13 protein-coding genes are annotated in these 16,671 nt (G+C 73.6%); 9 read left to right on the forward strand and 4 right to left on the reverse strand.

Annotated elements, in window-relative coordinates:
- Positions 1-67 precede the first annotated feature (67 nt).
- Positions 68-3,604, forward strand: a complete 3,537-nt coding sequence (locus ABUW04_RS08385) for a bifunctional glycosyltransferase/CDP-glycerol:glycerophosphate glycerophosphotransferase (RefSeq protein WP_380563796.1) — start codon at positions 68-70, stop codon at positions 3,602-3,604.
- Positions 3,605-3,617: 13 nt separating this feature from the next.
- On the opposite strand, the gene ABUW04_RS08390 is transcribed toward ABUW04_RS08385, so the two are convergent.
- Both ABUW04_RS08390 and ABUW04_RS08395 read right to left on the reverse strand, forming a co-directional pair.
- The gene (locus ABUW04_RS08390; protein WP_380563797.1) at positions 3,618-4,877 is read right to left on the reverse strand and encodes a hypothetical protein; all 1,260 of its coding nucleotides are present in this window, start codon (positions 4,875-4,877) and stop codon (positions 3,618-3,620) included.
- A gap of 75 nt (positions 4,878-4,952) precedes the next feature.
- Positions 4,953-6,434: a hypothetical protein gene (locus ABUW04_RS08395; protein ID WP_380563798.1), complete on the reverse strand. Its 1,482-nt coding sequence runs from the start codon at positions 6,432-6,434 to the stop codon at positions 4,953-4,955.
- Positions 6,435-6,754: 320 nt separating this feature from the next.
- Here ABUW04_RS08395 and ABUW04_RS08400 point away from each other — a divergent pair, with 320 nt between their 5' ends.
- Positions 6,755-8,290 carry a methyltransferase domain-containing protein gene (locus ABUW04_RS08400; RefSeq protein WP_380563800.1) on the forward strand — a complete coding sequence of 512 codons (1,536 nt, stop codon included), beginning with the start codon at positions 6,755-6,757 and terminating at the stop codon, positions 8,288-8,290.
- 97 nt (positions 8,291-8,387) lie between these two features.
- Here ABUW04_RS08400 and ABUW04_RS08405 read toward each other — a convergent pair whose 3' ends face one another.
- The gene (locus ABUW04_RS08405; RefSeq protein WP_051726538.1) at positions 8,388-8,918 is read right to left on the reverse strand and encodes a phosphatase PAP2 family protein; all 531 of its coding nucleotides are present in this window, start codon (positions 8,916-8,918) and stop codon (positions 8,388-8,390) included.
- Between the two features lie 110 nt (positions 8,919-9,028).
- On the opposite strand from ABUW04_RS08405, the gene ABUW04_RS08410 reads away from it, so the two are divergent.
- The 7 genes from ABUW04_RS08410 to ABUW04_RS08440 all read left to right on the forward strand — a co-directional run bounded on the left by ABUW04_RS08410 (position 9,029) and on the right by ABUW04_RS08440 (position 15,291).
- Entirely contained in the window at positions 9,029-10,435 is a 1,407-nt protein-coding gene (locus ABUW04_RS08410; RefSeq protein WP_380563802.1) for an FAD-binding protein, read from the forward strand.
- A gap of 28 nt (positions 10,436-10,463) precedes the next feature.
- A complete protein-coding gene (locus ABUW04_RS08415) occupies positions 10,464-11,219 on the forward strand; it encodes a decaprenylphospho-beta-D-erythro-pentofuranosid-2-ulose 2-reductase (RefSeq protein ID WP_380563804.1) in 756 nt (251 codons plus the stop codon).
- A 24-nt stretch (positions 11,220-11,243) separates the two neighbouring features.
- Positions 11,244-12,335, forward strand: a complete 1,092-nt coding sequence (locus ABUW04_RS08420) for a YihY/virulence factor BrkB family protein (RefSeq protein WP_380563805.1) — start codon at positions 11,244-11,246, stop codon at positions 12,333-12,335.
- Between the two features lie 55 nt (positions 12,336-12,390).
- Positions 12,391-13,092, forward strand: coding sequence for a response regulator transcription factor (locus ABUW04_RS08425; protein ID WP_037598165.1), 702 nt, complete (start codon positions 12,391-12,393; stop codon positions 13,090-13,092).
- Positions 13,089-14,543 (forward strand): sensor histidine kinase, encoded by a 1,455-nt coding sequence (locus ABUW04_RS08430; RefSeq protein ID WP_380563806.1) that lies wholly within the window; start codon positions 13,089-13,091, stop codon positions 14,541-14,543. The genes ABUW04_RS08425 and ABUW04_RS08430 overlap by 4 nt, the downstream gene beginning before the upstream one ends.
- Before the next feature lie 107 nt (positions 14,544-14,650).
- On the forward strand, positions 14,651-15,079 hold the full coding sequence (locus ABUW04_RS08435; protein WP_380563807.1) for a hypothetical protein: 429 nt from the start codon (positions 14,651-14,653) through the stop codon (positions 15,077-15,079).
- A complete protein-coding gene (locus tag ABUW04_RS08440) occupies positions 15,076-15,291 on the forward strand; it encodes a hypothetical protein (protein ID WP_380563809.1) in 216 nt (71 codons plus the stop codon). Before ABUW04_RS08435 ends, ABUW04_RS08440 begins: the two co-directional genes overlap by 4 nt.
- A gap of 51 nt (positions 15,292-15,342) precedes the next feature.
- Here ABUW04_RS08440 and ABUW04_RS08445 read toward each other — a convergent pair whose 3' ends face one another.
- Positions 15,343-16,599, reverse strand: a complete 1,257-nt coding sequence (locus ABUW04_RS08445) for a D-alanyl-D-alanine carboxypeptidase family protein (protein WP_380563810.1) — start codon at positions 16,597-16,599, stop codon at positions 15,343-15,345.
- Positions 16,600-16,671: the final 72 nt, after the last annotated feature.

The raw sequence follows: 16,671 nt of genomic DNA on the forward strand, positions 1-16,671 counted from the left end.
GCGCCCGGGTTGGAGGTCCAACCGGGGATTCCCCGGGTTCCCGCCCCGCCCGGAACAGGTTGCCGCCATGTCACCCCAACTCAGCGTCATCGTGCCCGTCTTCAATGTGCGGGACTACCTCGCGGACTGCCTGGACTCGATCGCCGCCCAGACCATGGCCGACCTCGAGGTGGTGCTGGTGGACGACGGCTCCACCGACGGCAGCACCGCGATCGCCGAGCGGTACGCGGCCGCCGACCCGCGGTTCCGGCTGGTGCGCAAGGAGAACGGCGGCCTCGGCAGCGCCCGCAACCTGGGTGTCCGCTCGGTCCATCCGGACAGCAGGTACCTGGGCTTCGTCGACAGCGACGACGTCCTGCCCAGGGGCGCCTACCAGTACCTGTACGAGGCGCTGGAGCAGAGCGGCTCCGACCTGGCGACCGGCAACGTGTACCGGCTGCAGGCGGACCGGCGGGTGCAGAACCACCAGCACGCGCATCTGCGGAAGACGGTGCTGGGCACCCACGTCAGCCGGGAGCCGTGGCTGCTCACCGACCGGATCGCCTGCAACAAGCTGTTCCGCCGGGAGTTCTGGGACCGGCACCGGCTGGCCTTCCCGGAGGGCGTCCTCTACGAGGACATCTCGCTGACCGTGCCCGCGCACTTCCTGGCGGAGGCGGTGGACGTGGTGCACCGGCACGTCTACTACTGGCGGATCAGGAGCGGCTCCATCACCCAGCGCTCGGCCGAGGCGCAGGGCGCCAGGGACCGCATCGAGGCGGTCAACCGCACCAGCCGCTTCCTCGCCGAGCGCTCCCCGGACCACCAGCGGGCCTTCGAGCAGCAGACCCTCTCCTACGACTTCCGCTTCCTGATGGACGCCTTCCCGCAGGCCGGCGAGGAGTACCGGGACGCGGTGGTGGAGGGCGCCGCGGCCTTCGCCGAACGGCTGGATCCGGAGGCCTTCGACGGGCTGCCGGTCGACCTGCGGGCCAAGTGGGAGCTGATCCGCGGCCGCAGGACGGCGGAACTGCTCGACCTGATGCTGCTGGAGCAGCGCAGCCGCAACGGCTTCGAGGTCGCCGGGACGGTCCGGCGCAGGGCGGTCTACCGCACCGGTTCGGGCGAGCCGATCGCGCTCCCGGCCCGGGCCGCGGCCCTGCGCGCCGACGAACTTCCGCTGCAGGCCAGGCTGGAGGAGGTGCGCTGGTCTCCCGAGGGCCGGCTGGAACTGCACGGCTGCGCCTACGTCGACAACCTTCCGGCCGGCTCCGCGCTCGGCTCGCTCCGCACCGCCGTGCTGACCGGGCCGGACCGGCGCCGGACGCTGCTCCCGCTGCGCGGTCGGCTGTCGGTGGCCGCCGGACGGGGCTCCGGGCAGGAGCTCCACGACCACGGCGGCGCCGGCTTCCTGCTCTCCGTCGACCCGGAGCGGCTCAAGCGCGGCGGCCGGTGGCGGGCCGGGACCTGGACGCTGCGGATCGTGCTGGGCCGTCCCGGGCTGCTGCGGCACTCGCCGCTGCGGGCGGCCGGCGGCAACACCGACTTCACCCGGATCCGGCGGCTGGACCCGGACACCCTGCTGCGGATCGGCTTCGACAAGGGCGCGCTGACGCTCAGGGTCGAGGAGGTCCAGGCCAGGATCGACGGCCACCGGCTGGTGGACGGCCGCCTGGAGATCACCGGCCGGGTCCGTGGGCAGCACCGGCCGGTCAGCCTGACCGTCCATCAGAAGGACTCCTCGGAGCAGGTGGAGGCACCGGTCGTAAGCGGGGAGGCGGAGGCCGGGTGGCGTCCGTTCACGGCGGTCCTGCCACTGGACGCGATCGCCGCGGTCCCTCCGGCGACCGAGGACGGCCCGCGCGAGCTGGCACCGAGGTCGGTCGACGGATGGTGGTCCCGGCTGGTCACCGAGGACGGGGCGCAGCTGGTCGTCACGGCCCTGCCGGAGCTGCCGTCCGGCAGCTACCCGCTGCCGCCGGGGCCGGCCGGACCGGACCCGCGACTCGGCGACGAACTGCGGCTCCTCGCGGGCACCGAGGGCCAGTTGGTGCTGGAGCGGACCCGGCGCCCCACCGCCGACCGGATCGTCTGGACGCCCGAGGGGCGGCTGGAGATCGCCGGAACGCTGCCCGGGGACGCCGGGCCGATGGAGCTGGTGCTGCGTCACAGCGGGCTGCACCAGGAGGTCTCCGCCCCGCTGGAGCACACGGACGGGCGCTTCACCGCCTCCCTGGACCCGGCCGCCCACCCCGGGCTCGGCGGTGCGCACCCGCTGCGCGAGGGCCACTGGTACGGCTTCCTGCGCCGGCCCGGAGCCGACAGCAGGGACGGCGAGCTGTCGCTGCGGCTGGCGACCGCCATCCAGACCGCCCTCCCGCTGGACCGGCCCGGCGCCGGGCGGCCGTTCGCGGTGATCGCCTGCTACCGGGACATGTTCGTGCTGAACTCCGGTGCCGCGCCCGGCTTCGAGGGGCAGAGCCCGTACCGGACCCGGCAGCTGGCCCGGCAGGCCTACCCCGCCGCGCGCCGGCTGCCGCTGCGCGAGGCGGTGCTCTACAGCAGCTTCGACGGGCGGCAGTACGGGGACGCGCCGCGCGCCGTCCACGAGGAACTGCTGGGCCGGGGCCGCGAACTGCGGCACCTGTGGACGGTGGACGACGAACAGGTGGTGCTGCCGCCGTCGGCGCAGGCCGTCGCGCTGGGCGGGCCGCAGTGGCACGAGGCGCTGGCCACCTGCCGCTACCTGGTCACCAACACCCAGCTCCCGCCCTGGTTCCGGCGCCGGGAGGGCCAGACCGTGGTCCAGTGCGGCACCGGGGTCCCGGTCAAGCGCACCGGTCTGCAGCTGCGGGGTTCGGTCTACGCCGACCACAGCCGGCTGGCGGACCTCCCCGAGCAGGTGGCCCAGTGGAGCCTGCTGCTGGCGCCGAACCGGTCCGGCGCGGCCGCCCTGGGCCGGGCCTGGGACTACCGGGGCGAGATCCTGAGCGACTGCTCCCCGCGCACCGACCTGCTGCACGCCGAGGACCGGGAGAAGCTCGCCGAGGCGCTGCGGCACCGGCTTGACCTGCCCGAGGACCGGCGGACGGTGCTGTTCGCGCCCACCTTCCGGGACCACCGGGCGGTCTCCGGACGGCCGCCGCGCTACGACTTCGCCCCGGGCCTGGACCTCACCGGGTTCGCCGAGTCCCTCGGCGACGGCCACCGGGTGCTGGTGCGCCGTCACCCCGACACCGTCGCCTCGTTCCCGATCGGCGGAGCGGTCACCGACGTCAGCGGGTACCCGGACGCGCTGGAACTGCTGCTGGTCGCCGACGTCCTGGTCACCGACTACTCGTCGCTGGCGGTCGACTTCTGCCGGACCGGGAGGCCGGTGCTGTTCTTCACCCCGGACCTGGACCAGTACCGGGACTCGGTCCGCGGCCTGGAGATCGACCTGCCCCGGCACGCCCCGGGCCCGCTGCTGGAGACCCAGGACGCGCTGGTGCAGGCCGTGTTGGACCTGGACGCGGTGGCCGCCGCCCACGCCGAGCGCTACGCCGGCTTCCGCGAGGCCCACTGCGGCGCCCTCGACGCCGAGGGCGCCCGCCGCGCGGTCGACCGGATGCTGACCCTCGGCTGAACCGTCTTGTCGTTCACCGGAGTTGAGCGGTGTGCTCCGGTTCCGGCGTCGGCGCACCCGCCCCAGCGTCCGGCCTGGGCTGCGGCAGCACCGCGCTCCGGGCCTGCCACACCTGCCAGGCCCCGTAGCCGATCCCCAGCCCGAGCACGGCCCAGGTGAGCAGTCCGAGGAACAGCTCGCCGTCGCTCCACCGGGTGACATGGACCCGGTACCAGGGGAAGCCCCCGCTCCAGCGGGTGTAGATCAGCACCAGCAGCGAACCGCCGAGGACGTTGTACCAGAGCCCCGGCCACAGGCCGACCACCAGCATCGCGGGTGCGGCCCAGGCCAGGTACTGCACGCCGCTGGCCGTCGACAGGAACAGCAGCGCGGAGACGGTGAGCCCGGTGATCGCCGGCAGCTCCCCGGGGCGCTTCCAGGCCAGCCCCGCGCCGAACGCCATGACCAGCGCGACCACCGGCAGATGGCCGCTGCCGTAGAGGAAGTCCAGCACCGGCTTCGGTACCCCGAGCCAGTGCCCGGCCTGCAGCAGGCCCCACTGCCGGTCGCCGCCGCCCTGGTACTCCAGCACATTGCGCAGCAGCCCGTGCGGTGCCAGCACCAGCGCCGGCCCCCACAGCACGGCCAGGGTGGCCAGCAGGCCGGCCAGGAAGCGCCGCGCGGTGCCCGGACCGATCCTGAAAGCCCCCACCAGCAGCAGCGGCAGGGCGACCACCGGCGGAAGCTTGATGCTGACCGCCAGCGCCGCGGCGACCCCGGCCCAGACCGGCGATCCGAGGTCGGCCAGCAGCAGCACCGAGGCCAGCGCGAACATGACGCACAGTGAGTCGGTGTTGCCGTGGTAGGCGGACACGGTGACCAGCACCGGGCTGGCGGAGACCGCCACCGAGCAGCCCAGCGCGGTCAGCAGCCGCTGCCGCCGCCGCACCAGCTCGAAGACCACGACGGCGGAGCAGAGGTCGCCGACGCAGGGCGGGATCCGGATCAGCGTGGTGAAGGCGATGCCGTGCCGGGTCAGATGTCCCAGCAGCAGCAGGACCCAGCCGGTCAACGGAGGGTGGTTGTAGACGGGGAGGCCGTGCGGAAGTCGTGTGCCGTAGACCCGGTAGGGGCCCACTCGGACGATCGCCTTGCTGAATCCGTGGAAGAACTGCGCGTCGGCGGAGCCGACGGTGTGCGCCGCGATGTCCAGTTTCAGCAGGAAGGCGGTCAGCGCGACGGCGACAGCCGCGACCCGGGCCAGCCGCAGCGGGTGCGACCTCAGAAAGTTCATGTCCAGGACCAACGACCCGGTCGGCCCTCCGGCACCGTTCCCGGCGGACGGACCATCAGTTCGGGTGACGGGTCATCAGCCCGCCCCGACCTCCGCCGGGGTGGGCGACGGTACGGGGACCAGGATCTCCGGTCCCGCCGAGGCGTCGTCGGCGCGGGTGCGCCGCCGCTCCGCGTAGCCGCTCGCGACCAGCACCAGGGCGACGGTCCCGGAGAGCGCGGGCCAGTACAGGTAGCGGAAGTTGGACTCGGGCGCCGTGGGCAGGTAGGCGAGGATGTACACCAGCGAGCTGGCCCCGACCAGCCGCAGCTCCCTGCGGTAGCGGCCGGGCCAACTGCGGCGCAGCACCAGCACCAGCGAGACGGCCAGCCAGAACCAGCCCTGGAACAGCATCGGCAGGTCGCGGACCGAACCGGTCACGTAGTTCTGCAGGGCGGCCCGCAGCGTCTGGTTGGGCGGTGTCCGCTCCGCGATCGCCGGCAGCAGGCTGTTGCGCGGGGTGCCGTTCCAGAAGGTCTGGTTGCTCTGGAAGAGCAGCTTGCTGAAGACCTGGACCCGGTAGGCGAGGTACCCCCGCCAGTGCTTCGGCATCTGCTGGGCCTCCATCCGGACCAGCACGCCGGCGTTCCGGCTCAGCTCCATCAGGTCGAAGGGACCCTTGCGCGGATAGCACTCCAGGTACGCGTCGGAGGTGATGTGGCGCCTCCGGCAGTCGATGTCGGCGGCGACCATCCGGTCGCGGAAGTCCGCGCTCCCGCCGGCCTGTTCGGCGGCGGCGCGCACCTGGGCCGGGGTGAGCACATGGACCAGGTCGTCCACCGGGATCACCGCGTACACCTTGGTGGCCAGCGGATGGGTGGCCGCGGACACCCCGAGGCTGCCGGCGACGGTGACCGCGAGGAGGACCCCGGTGGCGACCAGCCAGCGGCGGCGGCCCGGGGCCGGCCACGCCGCCAGCACCAGCAGCGCGAAGACCGGGAGCACGGCGGGGAACCCGTTCTTCCGGACCAGGCCGGCGTAGACGATGAACAGCACGCCGAGCACCACCAGGGCCCAGCGGGTCCGGGTCCGGCCCTCCGGCAGCTCGCGCACGGTGAGCGCGATGGCGAGGGCCGCCAGGAGCGCGTACGCCAGGTGCACGTCCTTCCACACCACGCCGGTGAAGTTCATGATCTGCGGCGCCAGGCCGACGGCGAGCACCGCCAGCGAGAGGCCGCGACTGCCGGTCCCCTTCCAGACCAGGCGGGCCAGCACCCACAGCGATCCCCAGAGCACGGCGGTCTGCAGGTCGGCCATGGCCGCGAGGGACCCCGTGGTGCGGATCAGGATCCGCCACAGCAGGGCCAGCACCGGCGGGTGCCAGTCGCTCACCGGCTGGTTCCCGAGCGCCTGCGACAGCTGGTAGGCGCTGTCCGCGCTGAGGTATCCGGGGTGGAAGACGACGGCCACGGCGCAGCCGCAGCAGGTCGCGACCGCGGCCAGGCACCACGGCCAGAGCGCACCGCGCCGCCAGGCGGCGCGCACCGCGGCGGTCAGTCGGCAGATGGTTCTGGGCATGGGGGCGGAGACCTTTCGGCGACGGGGCGGGGACCACCTCGATCCGGTGAACTGCCCGGTACCGCACGGGGTTGCGCGCTCCGCCGCGACGCCACCCGAATGTGCGGACCCGCCGTCAGTCGTTGGGGTGACGCTGTGGAACGGGCCGAAGGGCGAAGGCGCAGGCAGGGCGGATAAGTATGACGTTCCCCGGCGATCAGGCGGAGTCGCCGTCGCGGCGGCGTCGATACGCTGTGCGGATTCCCCAATTCCTGACCCCTGTTTCCTGACCCTTGTTCCCTGACTCCTGTTCAATTCGCCGTCCGCAGCTGGAGAATCCCATGCCGCAGCCCACTCGCCCAACCGCTCCGAGAATCGGCGTCCTGGTCGTCGCCTACAATGCGGAGAACACCCTGGCGAAGACGCTCCAACGCATCCCGGCGGAGTTTCGGGCCCGTATCGCCGAGATCCTGGTGATGGACGACGCCAGCCACGACGCCACCTTCCTGGCCGGCTGGCGCTGGTCCCAGCAGGAGGACGCGCCGCCCACCGTGGTCATGCGGCACACCAAGAACCTGGGCTACGGCGGCAACCAGAAGGCCGGCTACGCGCTGGCGATGGAACGCGGCCTGGACATCGTGGTGATACTGCACGGCGACGGGCAGTACGCCCCCGAACTGATCGCCGAGATGGTGGCGCCGATCGAGCGCGGTGAGGCCGACGCGGTGTTCGGCTCCCGGATGATGGACTCGGGCGGGGCCAGGCGCGGTGGGATGCCCGCGTACAAGTGGCTCGGCAACCGGGTGCTGACGAAGATCGAGAACTCCCTACTGGGCACCTCGCTGACGGAGTTCCACTCCGGCTACCGCGCCTATCGGGTCGACGCGCTGCGGGACCTGCTGATCGACCGCAACACGGACGCCTTCGACTTCGACACCCAGATCATCGTGCAGCTGATCGATGCCGGGAAGCGCATCGTGGAGGTGCCGATCCCCACCTACTACGGGGACGAGATCTGCTACGTCAACGGCCTCAAGTACGCCAAGGACGTGGTCAAGGACGTGCTGGAGTACCGGCTCGCGATGAAGGGCTTCGGCAGCTGCCCCTGGGTGCCCAAGGCCGAGGAGTACGCCTTCAAGGCCGGGGACGGCTCCTCGCACGCGGAGATCCTGGCGATGCTGTCCGGGCTGGCGCCGATGAACGTGCTGGACCTCGGCTGCTCCGGCGGGCTCTTCGCAGAGCAGGTGCGCAAGCAGGGCCACACGGTGACCGGCGTCGACTACATCGAGGTGCCGGGCGTCCGCGAGCGGACCGACCGGTTCCTGCTGGCCGACCTCAACCAGGGGCTGCCGCCCGGCCTCACCGGTCCGTTCGACCTGGTGGTCGCCGGGGACGTGGTCGAGCACCTGGTCAACCCCGAGCAACTGCTGCGCCAGGTCCAGCAGGTACTGCGTCCGGGCGGCGAACTGGTGCTCTCGGTCCCCAACTTCGGGCACTGGTACTCACGGCTCCGGGTCGCCCTCGGTGTGTTCGACTACGACCGCCGCGGCATCCTCGACGAGACGCACCTGCGCTTCTTCTCCCGGGCCAGCCTGCGCCGGATGGTCCGCAACGCCGGCTACGACCTCCTCGAACTGCGCTCCACCGGGTCCCCGTTCGTGCAGCTCGCCGGCTCGGGAGCGGCGGCCGGGGCGGCCTCGGCGCTGTCCCGGGGGCTGGTCAGGCTGCGGCCCACGATGTTCGGCTACCAGTACGTTGCCAGACTGACCCCGCACGCCCAGGAGGTCATCACGGCGGGTCAGAGCGCCGGCGTCGACGAGCTGCTGGCCGCGCAGGCGCGCCGCGGGGACGAGGTCGCCGCCGGACAGCGGAGCTGATCGGCGCGGCAGCGGACGCGGTCCCCGCCGCCCGGCAGCGGGGACCGTCGTAGCGGAGCCAGCGGAGCCAGCGGAGCCGGCCGAGCCGCAAGGGCCGTCAGCGGGTCGCCCGCGCCCAGCGTCGACCGAGGGCCGCCGCGCCTGCGCCGAGTCCGGCCCCGGCCAGCACGTCTGACGGATAGTGCACCCCGACGGCGAGCCGCGCCGCACACACCGCCGAGGCCAGCAGCGCGGTCGGCGCCGTGGGCAGCAGCCCCTGGAAGGCGATCACCGCGGCCGCCGACGAGGTGGCGTGCGAGCTGGGGAAGCTGTGCTGCCCGGCGGTGGCCGCCAGCGGCTCCAGGCCGTCCGGCAGCTCCGGGCGCGGGCGGCGGACCAGCCGCTTCACCCCCATGCTGGCCAGGTGCGCCCCGGCGACCACGGCCGTGGACCGCAGCCAGACGCCGCGCCGTTCGCGGTCCAGCGCCGCCCCGGTCAGCCCGGCGACCAGCCAGACCGCGCCGTGCTCGCCGGACCAGGAGAGCGCCCGGCCCGCGGCGGCGACGGCGGGCCGTTCGGCGAGTCGCCGGGCGGCCAGCACGGTGCGCAGGTCGGGGCCGCCGGAGGGCGGGTTGTCCCAGAGGGCCATGGTGGTTCTCTTCCGGTCGGTCTGCTTCTGCCTCCCCGCTAACCACCCGATGCGGTGAGAAGTCACGAATGTGGTCGGTATCAACCGAAAGGGGCGGTACGTTCTTGCCCATGCAAGGACCTGACGCACCGCCGTCCGACGCACAGTTGCCAGCGGCACCGCCGTCCGAGGTACTGGTCGCCCTGTCCGGCTGGGGCCGTACCGCGCCCACCGGCGCCCGGGTGACCTCCCCGGCCACCACCGAGGCGGTCGTCGCCGCGCTGCGGTCGGCGGGAGAGCGCGGGGTGGTCGCACGCGGGCTCGGGCGCTCCTACGGGGACGCCGCGCAGAACGCCGGCGGCTCGGTCCTGGACATGACCGCGCTCAGCGCGATCCGCTCCATCGACGCGCGGCGCGGGATCGTCGACTGCGAGTCGGGCGTCAGCCTGGACCGGCTGATGCGGCTGCTGCTGCCGCTGGGCTGGTTCGTCCCGGTCACCCCCGGAACCCGGCAGGTCACCGTGGGCGGCGCGATCGGCGCCGACGTCCACGGCAAGAACCACCATGTCAGCGGCGGCTTCAGCCGCCACGTCCGGTCCCTGGAGCTGCTCACCGCGGACGGCCGGGTGCGCACGCTCACCCCGGCCGACGACCCCGAGCTGTTCTGGGCCACCGCCGGCGGCATGGGGCTGACCGGGGTGGTGCTCTCGGCGCAGATCCAACTGCTGGCCGTGCAGACCTCGTTGATCAGCGTGGACACCGAACGGGCGGTCGACCTCGACGATCTGATGGCCCGTCTGGACGCCACCGACCACCGCTACCGCTACTCGGTCGCCTGGATCGACCTGCTGGCCCGGGGCGCCTCGCTGGGCCGCGCGGTGCTCACCCGCGGCGACCACGCCCCGCTGGACCAGCTCGGCCCGCGGCAGCTGCGCTCGCCGCTCGGGTTCCGCACCGCCGGCCTCCCGGCGGTGCCGCGCGGCATCCCCGGCGGGCTGCTGAGCGCGGCCACCGTCGGTGCCTTCAACGAGTTCTGGTACCGCCGGGCGCCGCGCGAACGGCGTGGACAGCTGCAGTCCATCCCCACCTTCTTCCACCCCCTCGACGGGCTGCCCGAGTGGAACCGGATCTACGGCCCGGGCGGCTTCCTGCAGTACCAGTTCGTGGTCCCCTACGGCGAGGAGGCCGCGCTGCGGCGGATCGTCGAGACCATCGCCCGGCACCGCTGCCCCGCCTTCCTCGCCGTGCTCAAGCGCTTCGGCGAGGGCGACCCCGGCTGGCTGTCCTTCCCGTTCCCCGGTTGGACCCTGGCCCTGGACATCCCCGCCGGGCTGCCCGGCCTCGGCCGGCTGCTGGACGGTCTGGACCAGGAGGTGCTGGCCGCCCGCGGCCGGGTCTACCTCGCTAAGGACTCCCGGCTGCGGCCGGACGCGCTGGCGCCGATGTACCCCAGGCTGGACGACTTCCGCGCCCTGCGGGCCCGGATCGACCCCGGGAACCGCTTCACCTCCGACCTCGCCCGCCGCCTCAGTCTGTAGGACTGCAGAACCAGAAGGTGACCCGACCATGAAGAACGCCCTGGGCCAGCCCCAGTCCCTGCTGCTGCTCGGCGGCTCCTCCGAGATCGGCCTGGCCACCGCCCGCCGGCTGGTCCAGGGCCGCACCCGGCGGGTCCACCTCGCCGGGCGTCCCTCGCCGGCGCTCACCGCCGCCGCCGCCGAGCTCACCGAGATGGGCGCCGAGGTCAGCGTCCACGACTTCGACGCCGCCGCCCTGGACACCCATGAGACGGTGCTGGGAAAGGTCTTCGCCGAGGGCGACATCGACGCCGTACTGCTCGCCTTCGGCGTCCTCGGCGACCAGCTGAAGGACGAACAGGACCCGATGGCCGCCGCCACCGTCGGCCAGGTCAACTACCTGGGCGCGGTCACCTCCGCACTGGTCAGCGCGCAGGCGCTGCGCCGCCAGGGCCACGGCTCGCTGATCGTGCTGTCCTCGGTGGCGGGGGAGCGGGCCCGCCGGGCCAACTTCATCTACGGCTCCACCAAGGCCGGTCTTGACGCCTTCGCCCAGGGCCTCGGCGACTCGCTGCAGGGCACCGGGGTGCACGTGATGGTGGTCCGCCCCGGCTTCGTCAGGGGCCGGATGACCGAGGGCCGGCCGGAGGCGCCGATGGCCACCACCCCGGAGGCGGTCGCCGAGGCGATCCTGGTCGGACTGCAGCGCGGCAGCGAGACGGTGTGGGCGCCCGCGGCGCTCCGGGTGGTGATGTCCGGGGTGCGGCACCTGCCGCGTCCGGTGTACCGCCGGCTCGCCGTCTGACCGGCCGTCAGGACCGCTGACGCCATGGACTGGCTGACCCGGCTGCCGGTGCTCGGACCGCTCGCCGCGCGGGTGCTGCGGAGCCGTCCCTACCTGGTCTTCGAGCACTTCAACGAGGTCGGCTCGAACCGGCTCGCCGGCGCGGTCACCTTCTTCGGCTTCCTGGCCCTGTTCCCGCTGCTCACCGTGGCCATGGCGATCGCGGCGGCCACCCTCAGCAGCGGCCGGGTGCAGAGCATCCAGGACGCCATCACCCGGCAGCTGCCCTCACTGGCGGACTCGCTGGACCTGGACTCGCTGGTCCGCAACGCCGGGACGGTGGGGGTGATCGGCGGGGCGCTGCTGCTGGTGTCCGGCCTGGGCTGGGTCGACACCACCCGGGTGTCCATCCGCACGGTGTGGCGGCTGCCGATCGAGCCGGGCAACGCAGTGCTGCGCAAGGCCCTGGACGTCGGGGTGCTGATCGGCCTGGGCGCGGTGGCCGCGGTGTCCATCGCCGCCTCCGCGGCGACCTCGGCGCTCACCGGACGGCTGGCCGGCTGGCTCGGCGTCGACCACCAGTCCTGGGGCCGGTGGCTGCTGTCGGCGGCGAGCTTCGTGATCGCGGTGGGCGCCGACACCCTGATGTTCGCCTACCTGCTGGTCGGCCTGCCGCGCATCGGCGACCAGCGCCGACGTACCGTCGTCGAGGGCGCGCTGCTCGGCGCGGTCGGCTTCGAACTGCTGAAGCAGCTGCTCACGGCCTACCTCAGCAATGTCGCCGCCAAGAGCATGTACGGCGCCTTCGGCACCCCGGTGGCGCTGCTGCTGTGGATCAACTTCATCTTCCGCTGGCTCTTCTTCTGCGTCGCCTGGACCGCCACCGACGACCCGGACGCCGCTCGGGCCCGAGCCCGCGCCCGAGCCGCAGAAGCCTGGACCGAAGCGGGCGGCACCGGGACGCCCGGCGACCCGGGCGGCGACCTGCTCGGCGAACCTTCCGCGCCGGCCGAGACGTCGGCAGCGCCGCCGCGCTCCCGTCCGGCGGCCCTGGCCACTGCCTTCGGCCTGGGAGCGGCGAGCGGTTCGGCCCTGCGTCGGCTGCGGCGCCGGTTCCAGGTCCGCCGCAGCCGCTGACCGCCCGGTCTGGCAGGGTTGCTTCCCGCGAGCACGAGCGGGGAGGCGGTGGTCCGTGGTGGTGGAGCTGCGGCACGGCAGGGTACTGGTGGTGGACGACGACGCCGCGATCAGGCGGTCGCTGGAGCGGGGGCTGCGGCTGAACGGCTTCGCGGTGGCCCTGGCCGAGGGCGGTCGCGCCGCGCTGCAGGCGCTGGCGCAGGCACCGCCGGACGTGCTGGTGCTGGACGTCTCCATGCCCGACCTGCCGGGTACCGAGGTCTGCCGCAGGCTGCGCGGACGGGGCGACGAGACGCCGGTGCTGATGCTCTCGGCGCTGGACCAGCTGGAGGACCGGCTGGCCGGGCTGCAGGCCGGGGCCGACGACTACCTGGTGAAGCCCTTCGCGCTGCAGGAACTGGTGCTGCGGCTGCACGCGCTGCTGCGCCGTCGGCCGCCGCGCGGCACCGACCGGCTGACGGTGGGCGGGCTCACGGTGGATCCCTCCACCCGGGAGGCGCGCTACCTCGGCGACCCGGTGGAGCTGACCCGCCGTGAGTTCGACCTGCTGGAGGTGCTGGCGCGGAACGCCGGCCTGGTGCTGACCCGGGATCAGCTGCTGGAGCGGGTCTGGGGTTACGACTTCGAGGTCCGCACCGATGTGGTCGATACCTTCGTCAGCTATCTGCGCCGCAAACTGGAGGCCGGCGGCCGCCCCCGGCTGGTGCGGACCGTCCGCGGCGTCGGCTTCGTGCTGCGGCCGGAGGATCCCTCATGAGGCTCGCCACCAGGATCGCGCTGGTCACCGCGGTGATCGTGCCGGTGCTGGTGCTGCTCGCAGGGCTGCTGCTGCTCGGTCTGGTGGGCCGGGACCTGCGGGCCGGGCAGGACGGGCAGCTGCGGGACCGGGCCGCGGCCGCACTCCCGTACGCACGCACCGAACTGCGGGCCGCGGCCGCCGGACGGCTGCGGCAGGAGGTCAACCAGCAGGGCCGGCTCGGCGCGGCCGCACTGGACGTCGGGGTACGGCTGACGGCCGCCGACGGCACCGTGCTGGACAGCCAGGGCGCCCAGCCCGACCAGGCGGTACCGCTCCCGGCCGGCACCGGCGGCCCGCAGACCGTCACCGGCGCCGACGGCACAGCCTGGCGCGCGCTGGCGCAGCCGATCCCCACCGGTGCCGCCCAGCCCGGCGGCACCCTGTGGCTCTTCGCCCGGGCCTCCGCCGTGCAGCACGAGGTCCGGACCGTACGCGGCCGGATCGTCCTGGTCGCGCTGGTCGCCGCGCCGCTCGGCGGACTGCTCGCCTTTCTGGTCGCCGAGCGCGCCGCCCGCCCGCTGCGGCTGCTGCGGCGCCGGACCGGCGGGCTCGACCCGGACGACCCGGCGACCCGGCCGCGCCTCAGCGACCGGCCCACCGGCGTGGTCGAGGTGGACGAGCTGGCCGGCACCCTGCAGTCGGTGCTGGCGCGCTACGACGAGCAGGCGGCCCGCACCGCGGAGGCGCTGGCGACGGCGCGGGCCTTCGCCGCCTCCGCCTCGCACGAGCTGCGCACCCCGCTGATGAGCATGCGCACCAATCTGGACGTGCTCACCGAGCACCCCGGGCTGGCCGCCGAGGACCGCGCTGAGATCCTGGCCGACCTGCAGTCCGAGCACGCCCGGCTGCTGGGCACGCTCACCGCCTTGCGCGCGCTGGCCCAGGGCGACCTGGTCGAGCAGGACGCCTTCGGACCGGTGGACCTGCTGGACCTGGTGGAGTCGGCGGCGGCCGAGGCACGCCGGCGCGACCAGCGGGCCCGGATCACCGTCCGCTCCTCGTCCGGGTCGCTGCGGCTGCACGGCTGGGAGCCCGGGTTGCGGATGGCGGTGGACAACCTGCTGGCCAACGCCCTGGTGCACGGAAGGTCGGCGGACGGCACGGCCGTGATCGAGCTGGCGCTGGGCCGGAACGGCGCCGACGCGGTGCTGACCGTCGCCGACCACGGTCCGGGCATCCCGAGGGACCGCCGCGACTCGGTGTTCGAACGGTTCCGGCGCGACCCGGGCAGCCCCGGCTCCGGACTCGGACTGACCCTGGTCGCCCAGCAGATCACCCTGCACCGCGGCACGGTCCGTTTCACCGACCCGCCGTCAGGGACCGGCGCGCTGGCCGAGGTCGTCCTTCCGCTGGCCGCCTCCGCGCCCACGCTCCAGCTGCGCAGGGACTGGCTCAGCGCCGACAGCTGACAGCTGACAGCGGCTCAGTCGGACCACAACGTTTCCACAAGGATGCTTCCTACGCTCCCCGCAGACGGGCGTCACCCGCGGCCCCGACGTTGTGGAGGAGACCTGCCATGCCCACCCGCCGTGCGACCCTCACCTCGGCCTTCGCCGGGATCGCCCTCACCGGAGCGCTGATCGGCGCGGGCACCCCGGCCTCGGCGGCCGCCGCTCCGAGCGCCGGCGCCCCGTCCGCCGCGACCACGAAGACCCCCGCCCAGCGCGAGGCGAAGGCCGTCTGCGCCCGCGCCCCCAAGGTCGACGCCCGGATCACCCGCGCGCTGGCCCGGCTGCACGGACCCGCCACCGAGCGGGGCTCCATCGCGCGGCTGCAGAAGCGGGTGGACATCGCCAAGGCGGCCGGGAACACCGCCGTCGAGACCTACCTCAACGACCGGCTGACCGCCCGTCAGTCCATGGTCGGCACGCTCACCACCCGGCAGAGCGACCTGAAGGGCGTGGAGACCTGGTGCTCCGCCAACGGCCTCGGCGGTGCGGAATGACGCGCCGTCACCTGGTCTGGCCGGCAGCGGTGGTCGCGGTGCTCGCGCTGGGGGCGTGCTCGCACACGCCGGCGGCGGGCGGTACCGCTGCGCCGTCGGTCACGCCCTCGGGGATCTCCAGCAGTACTGTCCAGCAGATGCAGCAGCAGGTCGACGCCGCCCAGAGCGCGGCGGTCGCCGCCGACTCCGACGCCGCGAACGACCCCAACTGACGCCCCGCGCCGCTGTCGAGAATCCACCGGAACCTGCACCCGCGGCAATGCCTACACCCGCGGCAGCGCCCTACGCCGCCGCTTGGCGGCGTAGCGCCGCCGCCGCATCAGCAGTGCGCCGCCCGCCGCGACGGCGACCGCCACCAGCCCGGCTCCGGACGCCCCCGCCCACCCCATCCCGCCGAACCCGGCGGAACTCGCGGCGGCGACCGGCGCCGTCGCGGCCTTGGACGGCGCTGTCACGGAGTCACCGCCGGACCCGGTCTTCGCAGCCGCCGAGGGCTTCGGGGCCGCCGCGTCCAGGCTGCCGACCGGGGTGACCTTGCCGTCCGCGGCGAAGCCCCAGTCGAGCAGTTCGGCGGCCTCGGTGTAGACCGCGTTCAGGGCGTGGTCCTGAGGGTTCATCAGCGTCGCCATGATGGTGCGGCCGCCCCGCCTGGCCGCCACCACCAGGGTGTTGCCGGCATTGGTGGTGTAGCCGTTCTTGACGCCGATCAGGCCGTCGTAGCGGGGGACGCCGTCGATGCCCATTAGCATCCGGTCGGTGTTGTCGATCTCGAACGGCTTGCCCTTGGTGTTCGGCCCGCCCGGGAACTCCGCCTTCCAGGTCCCGGCGTACCGGGCGAAGTCGGCGTTCTTCATCCCGTCCCGCGCGAACAGGCTGAGGTCGTACGCCGAGGAGACCTGCCCCGGCATGTCGTACCCGTCGGGGGAGACCACATGGGTGTCGCCGGCGCCCAGCTTCACCGCCTGGGCCTGCATCTGGGCCACCGTCGCGGCCACCCCGCCGTTCATCGAGGCGAGCACGTGCACCGCGTCGTTGCCGGAGCGCAGGAAGACGCCGAGCCACAGGTCGGACACCTTGTAGGTCTGGCCGGGCAGCACGCCGACCAGGCTGCTGCCCTCACCCATCCCGGCCAGGTCCGCGTCGGTCACCTTGTGGGTGGCCCTGGTCGGGATCTTCGGCAGCACGGTGTCCGCGAACAGCGTCTTCAGGGTGCTCGCCGGCGGCAGTGCCCAGTGCGCGTTCTTCGCCGCCAGCACCAGGCCGGTCGTGGTGTCGGAGACGATCCACGACAGCGCGCTCAGCTTGGCCGGCAGCGCCGGCGCGCCCGCCCGGAGCTGCACCTGCACCCCGGACAGTCCCAGCCGCTCGCCGCCGACCGTGGACATCCTGGCCGGCGGTCTCGGCGTGACGGTGCCGCTCGCGGTGGGCGAGGGCGCCGCCGAGGCGGGGGCGAGGGAAACCAGTCCGGCAGTGAGCGCGACGGTACACAGCACGGCCGCGGTACGGAGATCGTTGTGCACCGGTCGACCGTACCCAATCGATGGCAACGACCGAACCACCCCCTGGTAAAAGCACACTAATGGCAGCCCGGG

Source organism: Streptacidiphilus jeojiensis (genome assembly GCF_042510965.1).
Taxonomy (GTDB): Bacteria; Actinomycetota; Actinomycetes; order Streptomycetales; family Streptomycetaceae; genus Streptacidiphilus; species Streptacidiphilus jeojiensis.